General features: G+C 72.0%; 12 protein-coding genes. 4 read left to right on the top strand and 8 right to left on the bottom strand.

The genetic code is table 11. The features are described 5' to 3' along the window. The first annotated feature begins 20 nt into the window (after positions 1–20). The gene (locus AB0H84_RS25990) at positions 21–320 is read left to right on the top strand and encodes a hypothetical protein (RefSeq protein WP_357609129.1); all 300 of its coding nucleotides are present in this window, start codon (positions 21–23) and stop codon (positions 318–320) included. Here the strand turns inward: AB0H84_RS25990 and AB0H84_RS25985 are convergent. Further along, positions 293–2470 (bottom strand): beta-galactosidase, encoded by a 2178-nt coding sequence (locus AB0H84_RS25985; RefSeq protein WP_357609127.1) that lies wholly within the window; start codon positions 2468–2470, stop codon positions 293–295. The two genes, AB0H84_RS25990 and AB0H84_RS25985, sit on opposite strands and share 28 nt — an antisense overlap. 57 nt (positions 2471–2527) lie before the next feature. Here AB0H84_RS25985 and AB0H84_RS25980 point away from each other — a divergent pair, with 57 nt between their 5' ends. Then, positions 2528–3418 carry an NAD(P)-dependent oxidoreductase gene (locus AB0H84_RS25980; protein ID WP_357609124.1) on the top strand — a complete coding sequence of 297 codons (891 nt, stop codon included), beginning with the start codon at positions 2528–2530 and terminating at the stop codon, positions 3416–3418. A 9-nt stretch (positions 3419–3427) separates the two neighbouring features. Here the strand turns inward: AB0H84_RS25980 and AB0H84_RS25975 are convergent, their stop codons facing one another. Next, positions 3428–3775, bottom strand: a complete 348-nt coding sequence (locus AB0H84_RS25975) for a nuclear transport factor 2 family protein (RefSeq protein ID WP_357609121.1) — start codon at positions 3773–3775, stop codon at positions 3428–3430. Then, positions 3772–5190: an MFS transporter gene (locus AB0H84_RS25970; protein ID WP_357609118.1), complete on the bottom strand. Its 1419-nt coding sequence runs from the start codon at positions 5188–5190 to the stop codon at positions 3772–3774. The genes AB0H84_RS25975 and AB0H84_RS25970 overlap by 4 nt, the downstream gene beginning before the upstream one ends. A gap of 102 nt (positions 5191–5292) precedes the next feature. Here AB0H84_RS25970 and AB0H84_RS25965 point away from each other — a divergent pair, with 102 nt between their 5' ends. Next, positions 5293–5994 (top strand): TetR/AcrR family transcriptional regulator, encoded by a 702-nt coding sequence (locus AB0H84_RS25965; protein WP_357609116.1) that lies wholly within the window; start codon positions 5293–5295, stop codon positions 5992–5994. A gap of 147 nt (positions 5995–6141) precedes the next feature. Here AB0H84_RS25965 and AB0H84_RS25960 read toward each other — a convergent pair whose 3' ends face one another. After that, entirely contained in the window at positions 6142–6606 is a 465-nt protein-coding gene (locus AB0H84_RS25960) for a MarR family winged helix-turn-helix transcriptional regulator (protein ID WP_357609114.1), read from the bottom strand. A gap of 74 nt (positions 6607–6680) precedes the next feature. Between AB0H84_RS25960 and AB0H84_RS25955 the strand changes: the two genes are divergently transcribed. Next, positions 6681–7529, top strand: coding sequence for an LLM class flavin-dependent oxidoreductase (locus AB0H84_RS25955; RefSeq protein ID WP_357609111.1), 849 nt, complete (start codon positions 6681–6683; stop codon positions 7527–7529). 369 nt (positions 7530–7898) lie between these two features. Here AB0H84_RS25955 and AB0H84_RS25950 read toward each other — a convergent pair whose 3' ends face one another. From AB0H84_RS25950 to AB0H84_RS25935, 4 genes are read right to left on the bottom strand one after another with little or no spacing between them, the layout of a single operon-like run. Then, positions 7899–8486 carry an ATP/GTP-binding protein gene (locus AB0H84_RS25950; RefSeq protein WP_357609108.1) on the bottom strand — a complete coding sequence of 196 codons (588 nt, stop codon included), beginning with the start codon at positions 8484–8486 and terminating at the stop codon, positions 7899–7901. Beyond that, positions 8467–8808: a DUF742 domain-containing protein gene (locus AB0H84_RS25945; RefSeq protein WP_357609105.1), complete on the bottom strand. Its 342-nt coding sequence runs from the start codon at positions 8806–8808 to the stop codon at positions 8467–8469. Before AB0H84_RS25945 ends, AB0H84_RS25950 begins: the two co-directional genes overlap by 20 nt. 32 nt (positions 8809–8840) lie before the next feature. After that, complete coding sequence (locus AB0H84_RS25940) at positions 8841–9260, bottom strand: roadblock/LC7 domain-containing protein (RefSeq protein WP_357609102.1); 420 nt, start codon at positions 9258–9260, stop codon at positions 8841–8843. Next, positions 9257–11575, bottom strand: coding sequence for a nitrate- and nitrite sensing domain-containing protein (locus tag AB0H84_RS25935; RefSeq protein WP_357609099.1), 2319 nt, complete (start codon positions 11573–11575; stop codon positions 9257–9259). The genes AB0H84_RS25940 and AB0H84_RS25935 overlap by 4 nt, the downstream gene beginning before the upstream one ends. Positions 11576–11701 lie beyond the last annotated feature (126 nt).

Below are 11701 nucleotides of genomic sequence, written 5' to 3'. Positions count from 1 at the left end.
GGCGAGAACCGGCCGCGGGCGTGCGAGCGTGTGTTCCCCCGTTTCGAGCCGGCGCCGACCGGCCCGACGGCACCCTCGGCACCCTGCACCACGCCGCCACCGGCGAGGTCCTGTCCTGGTCGGGTGCCTCGGGCCTGACCTGGGTGGCGGCCCTGGCGGAGTCCGGGTACGTGGCGGCGGCCGAGCGGACGGGGGAGGGCACGGGCGCGGCGCGCCGGCTTGACCTGGCCCGCCGCGCCGCCGACGGCGACCTTCAACGCTCGCGCGGGCTCTGTCCGGCCGGCAGTGACGCCTACCGGTGGAGGGGCGCGGCGCGGTAGTCGATCACGGTGGCGTCCAGGATGCGGGCGCCTTCGGCCCCTCTCGCGGCGTCGGGCAGCCAGACCGGCGTGTCCGGCGCGAGCGGATAGATCATGACCTCGACCGTCTCGATGCCGCCCGAGATGTCGATGTCCCAGGGGCCGCCGTTCCAGTACAGGTCCTGCGTGCGGTCGCCGGCCCTGGCCACCGCCACGTCGCCGACCAGGTCGAGGCGGAGCAGCGTGCGCTCGCCGCCCGGCGGCACGGTGATCGTGTAGCGGGCCGCGTGGGCGGCCAGCGTCTCCGGATCGGGCGCCGAGGCGCGGTCCGGGACGGTGACCGGCCGGGCGGGGGGCGGCGTGGCCTCGGCCGTCCGCACGATCTTCACCGGGGCGGGGGCCGCCGGATGGCCGAGGTGGTGGCGTTCGAACGCGCCGTCCGTGAGGATCTCGATGGTGGCGGGGCCGGTGGTGAGGGCGGTCAGCACGCCGCCGGCCTCGACGATGTCGGCGTCGGAGAGGACGAGCCGGCCGCCGGGCGTCCAGGCCCGGCGGGCGTCGGCCGCGTCGAGGACCAGCAGGCGCAGCCGGGCCCCGTCCGGCGTCTCGACGGTGAGGAGCTCGCGGCTCGCCGGCAGGTCCTCCAGGATCGCCTCGCCGTCCCGGTCCAGGACCGGATGGCCGGTGACGGAGGTGCCCGCCGGCAGGGAGAGGTGGGCCGGGATCCCGTCCGTCCTCGTCAGGACCAGGACGTCGTCCTCGACGAGGGTCAGCAGGCCGAGGGTCGCCCAGTTGATCGTGACCCCGCGGACGTCGAGGTTGACCGGCCAGCAGAAGAACGCGCCGCTCGGGATGTCCACCGGGCGGTGCGGGAAGCGGACGCGGGCCTCGCCGAGCTCGACGTCGAAGCGCACGTCCCGGTGCGCGGGCAGCGGCTCGTACGGCTGGTGGTTGTTGACGAAGACGAACCCGCCGCGCCCGTCCGAGCGCAGGGACCACCGCAGGGGGTCCTGGGCGGGGATGGCGGCGTTCATGGCGGCCAGGCGGTCGCCGAACGCGGCCAGGAAGGCATGCTGGTTGCGCAGCAGGTGGTAGCTGTCGCGGGTCTGCAGGTGGGCCCCGATGGGGGCGTGGAAGTCGTAGTCGTACTCCGGCAGGTCGTTGGGGTAGCCGGTGGCGTGCGACTCCTGCAGGCCCGGGCGCGGGTTGGCGCCTCCGGCGTACATGTAGTAGCCCTGCCAGGCCGAGCCGCTGCCCAGCTTGGTCAGCGCCAGCGCGGCGATGTCCGCCCCCTGGAGCAGGGGGCGGCGGTGGTACGCGGTGGCCATGCCGCCGCCCAGCTCGCACGTCGCCGCCGGGAAGTCCGGATGCTTGACGCCGCACTCGCGGTCGCCGGCCAGGTCCTTGCCGATGCCCGGATCGTCCCACTGGTGGGAGAAGCGGAAGTGGGCGCGGAAGGTGTCGTCCCAGCCGTCGGCCGTGTCCACCCAGAAGCCGTCGGCGTAGCCGCCGTACAGCGGGAAGACCTCGCCGACGGGCAGGTCGGCGCTGCCCCAGGCGGTGGCCGTCCACAGCGGGGCGTGCAGGCCGGACTCACGGGCGATCCGCTTCAGGGTGAGGACGTGGCCCGGCTGGTCGTACAGCTCGTTCTCCAGCTGGATGCCGATGATCGGCCCGTCGGGGCCGCACAGCGGGCCGAGCTCCCTCCCCAGGTGGCCGAACCAGGCCCGCACCCTCTCCAGGTACGCCGGGTCGTCGCGGCGGGCCGGGGGAACCCAGTCGGGCAGGCCGCCGTTGCGGGCCTCGCCGTGGCACCAGGGGCCGACGCGCACGATCACCTCGAGGCCCGTGTCCTGGCAGAGGCGGACGAACGCGGCCACGTCCAGCCCGCCGTCGAACACCGGCTCCCGCTCCTCGCGCTCCTGGTGGTGGATCCAGAAGACGTACGTGGACACGACGTCCACCCCGCCCGCCCGCACCAGGCGCAGGGCGTCCTGCCAGCGCTCGCGCCGCACCCGGCTGTAGTGCAGCTCGCCCGTCACGGGGATCCACCGGCGGCCCTCGCGCCAGAGGGAGCGGTCGGTGAGGGCCAGTCCGGGCCGGGGGTCCTCGGTGCCGGCCATGGCGGGCCGGGTCTCCGGCCGGTCCCAGGGGGTGTGTCGTACGAGCATCCGACCATTGTCCACACCGTTCGGGAGGGCGGAGGGAGCGGGTCGTAGCCTCGCAGGATGAGGGTATTCGTCACAGGCGGCACCGGGGCGGTCGGTCGTCCCACGGTCCCGGCGCTGCTCGCCGCAGGTCATGAGGTCACCGCGCTCGCCCGCACGCCGGAGAAGGCGTCGGCGCTGGAGGGCCGGGGCGCGACCCCCGCGATGGTGTCGCTGTTCGACCGGGAGGAGCTGGCGTCGGCGTTCGCGGGGCACGACGCGGTGGTCAACCTGGCGACCGCGATCCCGCCGATGTCGAAGTTCATGAGCAGGCGGGCACAGCGCGACAATCACCGCGTACGGGCGGAAGGGTCGGCGGCGGTCGTGGACGCCGCGCGCGCCGCCGGGGTCGGGCGGATGGTGCAGGAGTCGGTCTGCCTGCTCTACCGCGACCAGGGCGCGCGCTGGATCGACGAGGACGCGCCCGTGGACGACTTCCCGATGGCCCGGGGGAACTTCGCCGCCGAGTCGAGCGCCCGCCGCTCGCCGTGCGGGGTGATCCTGCGGTTCGGCTGGTTCTACGGGCCGGGCGCCGCGCACAGCGAGCAGCTGTTCGCCCAGGCCCGCCGGCACGTCGGCATGGTGCTCGGCCGCCCGGACGGCTTCCTGTCCTCCATCCACGTGGCCGACGCCGCCACCGCGGTCGTCGCGGCGCTCGAGGCTGAGGCGGGCACGTACAACGTGGTGGACGACGAGCCGCTGACCAAGCGCGAGTACGCCGACGCGCTCGCCCGCGCCGCCGGGGCCCGCATGTGGCTGCGCGGCCCCGGCCGGGCGGCCGCGCTCCTCGGTGACCGGCTCACGTCTCTCACGCGCTCCCTCCGGGTCAGCAACGCCCGCTTCCGCGCGGCCACCGGCTGGGCCCCGCGCTACCCCAGCGCCCGGGAGGGCTGGCTCGCCGTCACGGCCTGAACTCCTCCGCTACGCGAAGAAGCCGACCACGCGGTGGATGCGGTCGCCCTCGAACTCCACGACGTCGTAGCCGGTGGCCACGGGCGTGTCCGAGCCGGGCGCGCCCAGCCGCCAGGTGAACAGCGCCGTGTCGTGGTGGGCGCCGATCAGCGTGCCGAGGCTGAACACCAGGTCGCCGAAGTTCTCCTGAGCCCGTCCGATCGCCTCGGACAGCTCGGCATGGCCCCGCAGCCCGGCGTAGTCGGGGTCGGAGTAGACCGAGTCGTCGGTCAGCACGGCCTTGATGAGTGCGTCACGGGCGGCGGCGTCCCGCTCGTTCCAGATGTCGAGGTACTTGCCGATGAGGTCGTTGATCATGAGATGGTTCCTTCCTTGGTCGGTTCGAGTACGAGGGCGATGAGGCCGCCCGCGGCGGTGACGGCAGCGGCCGCCCAACCGGCCGTCTGCAGCCCGCCGAGCGTCTCGGCGGCCGTGCCAGTGGCCTGGCCTGCGGTGGCGACGGCGACGAAGACGGCCAGCCCGATCGCGCCGCCGACCTCCTTGGCCGTGCTGGCCAGCCCGGAGGCCACGCCCTGCTGCTCGGGCGCCACCCCGGCGCCGGCCGAGGCGAACAGCGCGACGAACGCCACGCCGCCGAACAGCCCCCAGATGACGCTGCCGGGCAGCAGGGTCCAGAAGCCGCCGCCGATGTGCATGCCGGCGGTCAGCACGCCGATCCCGGCTCCGGCGCCGATCATCCCGGCGCTGAGTGTCGTACGGACTCCCCACCTGCCGAGCAGCAGCGGCGCGGCCTTCAGCGCGGCCGCCATGCAGACGAGGGTGAGCGGCAGGAACGTCAGGCCCGCCGCCAGAGCGCTGTAGCCGAGGACCGGCTGCAGGTACGAGGTGAGCACGTAGTAACCGCCGCCCAGCGTGCCCTGGAACACGGCGATCACCGCCATCGTCGTGGCCGGGCCACGGCGGCGCAGCAGCCGCGGCGGGATCAGCGGATCCCGGGTACGCGACTCGACCAGCAGCAGCAAGGCCAGCAGCGCCGCGCCGGCGACCAGCGCCCCGGCACCGCGTACCGATCCCCATCCCGCCTCCGGCCCGCTCGCCAGGCCGAACACGAGCAGCGTCGAGCCCGCCGTGGACAGCAGCGCCCCCGGCACGTCGAACCCGCCCGGCCTGGACGCGCCTCGGGAGTCGGGGTCGAGCAGCCGGGGCGCCGCGGCGGCGGCGCCGATGGCCAGCGGGACGTTCACGAAGAACACCCACTCCCAGCCCAGGTAGTTGGTCAGCACGCCGCCCAGCAGCGATCCGGCGGCCAGTCCCGCGCTTCCCGCCATTCCCCAGGCGCCCAGGGCCCGGTTGCGCGCGGCCCCTTCCGCGAACCCGCGGTAGATCAACGCGAGCGTGGCCGGGGCGAGCAGCGCCCCGCCGGCGCCCTGGACCGCGCGGGCCACGATCAACGTCGCGGACTCCGTCGCCAGGCCGCCCGCCAGCGAGGCCGCGGCATACAGCGAGAGGCCGAGAACGAACATGCGCCGCGCGCCCAGCCTGTCCACGGCCCGGCCGCCGAGCAGCAGCAGCCCGCCGAGGCCGATGGCGTACGCGCTCACCACCCACTGGACGGATCGCGGGCTGAACCCCAAGGCCGTTCCGAGGTCGGGGAGCGCCACGTAAACGATGTTGTAGTCCAGAGCCACGATGAGCTGGGTGAACGCCAGGAGCGCCAGCCTGAGCCCGGAACGGCCTCTGTCGGTCGGCGCACGAGAGTCGGCAAGAGTCACGAGAGGTCTCCTCCGCGAGAGATATCTATACGGCGAATGATTTCTACACGCCGTTCAATGTATGCACGCAGAACAGTAGTCCAACTCTGTAGACTGTCAAGGGTGGGCGATCAGACGATGAGCAGACGCGACAGGCTGCGTGCGGAGACCACGGCGGAGATCAAGGCGATCGCGCTCAAACTCATGGCCGCCGGCGGCCCCGACGCCATCTCGCTACGCGCCATCGCCCGCGAGATGGGCATGACCGCCGGCGCGATCTACAGCTACTACGCCACCCGCGACGACCTGGTGACCACGCTCATCGCCGACCTCTACACGGCCCTCGTGGAGGCCGCGGAGGCGGCCCGCGACGCCGTGTCCGCCGACGACCCCGGCGGCCGCATCCTGGCCTGGGGCGAGAGCGTACGGGAGTGGGCCCTGGCCAACCCGGAGGGTTTCCGCCTGATCTACGGCGACGCGGTCCCCGGCTACCAGCCCCCGGCGGACGGCCCGGCGAAGGAGGCGGAGCAGCGGGCCTGCCGAGGGCTCACCGGCCTGGTCGCGGCTGCCTGGGGCGGGCCGGACAAGGGCGAGTACGGCTGGCCGGACTTCGATCCGGTCCTGGCGGAGGACATCCAGGCCGCCTTCCCCGGCCTGCCGCCGGACGCGGTGGCGCTCACGATCCGGGTGTGGGGCCGCATGCACGGCCTGGTCGCCCTGGAGATCTACGGCCACCTGCGCACGCTCACCCACGAACCTGCCGCGATCTACCGGGACGAGATGCGGGCCCTGATCGCGTCCCTCGGCTTGACGCCACCCGCCTGAAGATCCCCGCCCTGTCTGAGGACCTCACCTTTCCCGTCGCGGACAGGCGGCACCACGCTGCCCCGCACGGGACAGTCGTCGGCCGCGGCGAGCAAGGTGTCCAGATGGTTCACCACTCCATGATGCGGCCGGAGAGGGGGCCGCTCCTCACGATCCCTTCGCGGGATCCAGGTGCGTGAGCACCGTCTCGGCGATCGTCCCCAACGTCTGGATCTGCTCGGGGGAGAGCAGGTCGATGAAGTGGCGGCGGACGGACTCCACGTGTGCGGGCGCGGCCTCCTGGATGGCGCGCAGGCCGCCCTCCGTCAGCACGATCATCGCCCCCCGGGCGTCGCCCTCGAACTCCTCCCGCCGGACCAGCCCCCGCTGCTCCATCCGGGAGATGTGCCGTGACAGGCGGCTCTTCGACCAGAGCATGCGATCGGCCAGCTTGGTGAGCCGCCACCGATGATCCTCGGCGGAGGTCAGCGCGGACAGGACGTCGTAGTCGGGGGCCGACAGGCCCGAGTCGCGCATGAGGTCCCGGCTGACCTCGGCGTCCAGGAGCAGTCGCATCCTGCGGTACCCGATCCAGGCCCTGAACTCGGCATCGTCCAACCAGCGCGGCTCCATGCCGCCCGAGTTTAGTTGACGTGTAACCAACCGGGTCTTAGGTTTACATGTAAACAAGTCGATGGGAGAGAAGCATGTTCGGGCTGGGTATCTCGACCTCGGCCGCGCCGGGGGCCGATCCGGTGGGGGACGCGCGGGCGGCCGAGGAGCTGGGCTTCGACTTCGTCTCGGCCTCGGATCACCCTTGCGGGAGCGAGCCGTCGTACGAGGTGTGGACGATGCTGACCTGGGTCGCCGCCGCCACCTCGCGCATCAGGGTGGCCACGCGGGTGCTCGGGGTGCCGTACCGCCCGCCCGCCATGGTGGCCAAGATGGCCGAGACCCTGCACAGGTTCTCCGGCGGCCGGCTGATCCTGGGGCTCGGGGGCGGTTACTCGGATGAGGAGTTCCGGGCGTTCGGGCTGGGGGTGCCCACGGCGCGGGAGAAGGTCGACGGCATGGTGGAGGCGATCGACATCATCCGCGGGCTGTGGTCGGAGCCTCGCTTCACGTACGAGGGCACCCGCTACCACACGTACGAGGCCGCCATGGAGCCCAAGCCCGCTGGCCCGATCCCGATCTGGCTCGGCACGTACGGCAGGCGCGCCCTGGACGCGACGGGCCGGCTGGCCGACGGCTGGATTCCGTCCCTCGGCTTCGCCCCGCCGGAGCAGGCGGCCGCGATGCGGGAGCGGGTTCTGTCCCACGGGCGTGCGGTGGAGTGCGTGTACAACGTCCCGTTCCGCATCGGGGGGCGCGCGGACGGGGGCGCTGTGGTGGCGGGCTCGCCGCAGGAGATCACCGACCGGCTCGCCGGCTTCGTGCGTCTGGGCTTCACGTCGATCAACTTCATGCCCGCAGGTCCGAACCCCCGCGAACAGTGTGAACGCCTGGCCATGGAGATCCTCCCGGCTCTCCGCGCCACGGCCATCTCGTCCTCGTGACACTCACGCGACGGCGACGGCTGTTCCCGCTGTTCAACCAGCGGCTGATGAGCCCTCGGCGCCCCGATTACGACGCCTGTCTGACGGTGCCTGATCTGCCCGATGGCTCGTCGCTGCTGGCCGTGCTTGGGCGTTCCGGCGGACGAAGGGCTGGAGACGCGATCTTCCTGGCTCCTGAGCCAGCGGTGGATGAGAACGGGCTCCAGCAGGCCCACGCGCTAACCAGGGAACGGGTGGGGATCGGCGAGCGTAGCGAGCGGGGTTTCCGGGGGGCGAAGGGGGGCGTGAGCCCCCTGGGAGGCGCTCTCCGGAACTCCGTTGCGCAAAGCGCCCCCCGTGGCAGGCCGTGTTTTCCGCCCCCCGCGCCCCTTAACTTCCGACTGGTTCGGCGCGGAGGCGGGCCGAGTGTTTGACCAAGGTGATCAGGACTTCGCGGCTTGAGTCCCGCTTCCGGGCGTCACACATGATGATGGGCGTCGACGGGCTCAGCTGCAGCGCCAGCCGTACCTCGTCCAGCTCGAACGTGGGCGCCCCCTCGAAACAGTTGACCGCCACTACGAACGGCGTGCCCCGCCGCTCGAAATAGTCCACCGAGGGGAAGCAGTCGGCCAGCCGCCGGGTGTCCGCCAGGATGACGGCTCCCAGCGACCCCTCGGCCAGCTCGTCCCAGACGAACCAGAACCGCTCCTGCCCTGGGGTGCCGAACAGGTACAGGACGTAGTCGTTGCCCAGCGTGATCCGGCCGAAGTCCATCGCCACGGTGGTGGTGCGCTTGGCCTCCACCGAGGTGAGGTCGTCCACGCCGATCCCGCGGTCGGTCAGGACCTCCTCGGTGCGCAGCGGCCGGGTCTCGGAGACCGCGCCCACCATCGTCGTCTTGCCCGCGCCGAAGCCGCCCGCGATCAGGATCTTGATCGCCGTCGGCAGGCGCGGACGCTCAGAGCGACCGAAGACCATCGAGCACCGCCCTGTACATCTTCATGTCATGCATGTCCACCTCGGATTGTGGTTCCTGCGCAGAGACGAGTTCGCGGTCGAAGAGGTCGCCGAGCAGCACCCGGATCGTGCCGGCGGGCAGATCGAGATACGCGGCGATCTCGGCGACGGACTTGGGTTCGCGGCAGAGCTGGAGGATCCGCAGATGCTCCGGGTCCAGCCCGGCGTCGGGGCCGGGGGGCGGGCCCACCGCGAGGGCCATGGATATCAGGTCGAACCGGCCGTGCACGGGCTGCGTACGACCACGGGTGACCACGTAGGGCCGGATGATCTCCGGATCCACCCAGTGCTCGTCCGTCGGTCCGTCCGTGCCTCTCACCGGTCGCCCCCGGCGACGGCCTCGGCGTTGCGGGCACCCGAGGTGAGGTACTGGCCGACCCGGGCCACCATCATCGCCATCTCGTACGCGATCAGCCCGATGTCGGCGTTCTGCGCGCACAGGACGGCCAGGCAGGCCCGCTCGCCCGCCGTGGTCACGATGAGGAACTGGTGCTTCCACTCCACGACCGTCTGCCGCACGGTGCCGCCGGAGATGTGGTCCGAGACGCCCTTGGCCAGGCTCTGCAGGCCGGAGGCGACGGCGGACAGGTGCTCGCCGTCGGTCCGCTGCAACCCGGCGGACGAGGCCATCAGCAGGCCGTCGGAGGAGAGCACGATGGCGTGCTCGGCCTCCTTGATCCGGCCCACGAGGTCGTCGAGCAGCCAGTTGAGATCGGTGCCGGACGAGGGGGTCATGCCTCACCTCTCGACTGCTCGTCGAGCATCTTGGCGGCTTCGCTGCGGCCAAGACGCGTGCCTGACTGCAGAGATCCCATCATCGCGCGGATCTCCTCCGGCGAGCGCTCGTCATCGTCCTCCTCGTAGTCGGGCTGCGTGGGCGTCTCGTCCCGCAGCGCTGGCGCCAGATTGGCCTGGGGCACCCGCAGGGGCAGCCCGTTCGACGTGAACTCGGTCACAGACTTCTGCTCCGGTTCGGCTGGCGTTTCCGGTTCTGGTTCCACAGGGGTGAGCAAAGGTGCGGAGGCGGGGGCGGGCGGCTCGGGGGCGGGCGCCTGGCGGGCGGGCTTGAGCGTGCGCACGTTCTCCGCGGTGACCGGCCGGATCGCGGTGGCCACGGCCGTCGTCCTGCGCGGCAGGCGCTCGCGCGGCCCGCCGTCCTGCGACTCGGGCGTGGGGTCGAGCTGTACGAGCTCCTGCGGCAGCAGCACCACGACCGTCGTCCCGCCGTACGGCGACGCCTTGAGCACCACCTGGATCTCGTGGCGCTTGGCGAGCTGGCTGACCACGTAGAGGCCCAGCCGGGCGGCGCCGGTGATGCGGAACTCGGGCGGGTCCGCGATGCGCGCGTTGTTGGCCTCCAGGTCCTCGGGCTTCATGCCCAGGCCGCGGTCCTCGATCTCGATCACGTACCCGTTGGCCACGAGCTGGCCGCTGACCTGCACGTTCGTGTAGGGCGGCGAGAACGACACGGCGTTCTCGATCAGCTCGGCGAGCAGGTGGATGACGTCACCGACCGCGCGGCCGACGAGCACGACGTCGCCCATCGGCATCAGCGTGACGCGGGTGTAGTCCTCGACCTCGGCCAGGGCGCCGCGGACGACGTCGACCATGGGGACCGAGCGGCGCCACGTACGGGCGGGGGTCGAGCCGGACAGGACGATGAGGTTCTCGGCGTTGCGCCGCATGCGGATGGCGAGGTGGTCGAGCCGGAAGAGCTCCTTCAGCTCCTCGGGGTCGGTCTCGCGGCGCTCCATCACGTCGAGCACGGTGAGCTGCCGGTGGACCAGGCCCTGCGTCCTGCGGGCCAGGCTGAGCAGGATGTCGCGGATGCTGCGGCGCAGCTCGGCCTGCTCGGCCGCGACGCTGATCGCGGTGCGCTGCACGGTGTTGAACGCCTGGCCCACCTGGCCGATCTCGTCGTCACCGAAGTCCAGGTCGGGGACCTCCTTGGCCAGGTCGACCTCCTCGCCGCGGCCGATGCGCTCGACGACGCCGGGCAGCCGGTCGTCGGAGAGCTCGTGGGCGGCGTCGCGCAGCTTCTTGAGCTGGGCGAGCAGGTCGCGGGCCGTGGTGATGGACAGGATGATCGAGGCGACGACCGCGATCAGGCCGAGACCTCCGGCCAGCACGAGGCGGGCGATGACGCCGATGGCGCCGGGGGCGGCCCGGTCGACGAGGCGGTCACCGCCGTCCGAGATGAGCTTCTCCAGCGAGGCACGGGCCGGCTCGTTCGCCGCGCGCCACTCCGTGCTGGACACGGCCGGCGGCAGGCCGTCGGTCTGCTCGGCGAGTCGATCTTCCAGAGCACGCAGCTGGGTCACGACACGGCTCTTCGCCCAGGCGTTGTACGCCGCCGCGTCCTCGGCCGGAAGCTGGGCCGCGGCCTGCTCGAGCGAGAAGCGGGAGAAACCCGACAGCCGCACGAACTCGGCGTGCTCGGATGGCGTGAAGTCGCCCTTGGCCAGCGCGCCGGCGACGAGCGCATCCGCGCGGGCCAGGAACTCGCTGGCCCGGCTGATCGCGAGCATGGTGCGAGCGTCCCTGGCGATCTCCTTGTCGTCCAGCGCGGCTACCGAGTCGAACATGCGGTAGAGCGAGTCGACGATCTGGTTGTAGGAGTCGGCCGCCCGGGCACGGTCGACACGCCCGGCGTCAATCGCCTTCCTGGCCGCGACGATCCCGTCGGCGGTCCGCAACGCTTCGTCGATGCGGCGCGTCAGAGGGGCGTCGGCCGCGAACCGGACGCTGGTGCTGGTCGCCGACTCAGCGAGCTCCTTGCGCGCCACGTCGGTCCTGGCGCGCTGGTCGCGCATGAGCTTGTCGGGTGTGCGCTCCCCGGTACCCAAGGCCACCACGGCGAGGCGCCGCTCGCGCTGCAGTTCGGCGAGCAGGCGCTCACTGGGCTGCACCGCGCCACTGTCGACGGTCGTGGCGCCGATGAGATTCACACCTTCACGCAAGGTGACCCAGGCGGCGAATCCCCACAGCGCGACCAGCGACACCAGGAGGGCTGTCACCTTTGTCCGTACGCCGAAGTTGCGCACACGCATAATCTAGCCGTCCAGGTCAGGGGTTACGTTAAGCCGGATGTCAACGCGTATGGCGGCATTTCTTGGATTCGGCACCGGGATACCTTAGCAATGCCGCAAACATCGCTCAAGGCGGGAAATCCCGTG

This window comes from Nonomuraea sp. NPDC050786 (assembly GCF_040654115.1).
Taxonomy (GTDB): domain Bacteria; phylum Actinomycetota; class Actinomycetes; order Streptosporangiales; family Streptosporangiaceae; genus Nonomuraea.
The sequence above is the reverse complement of the archived record's forward strand: the minus strand, read 5'-3'. Positions and strand labels throughout refer to the sequence as shown.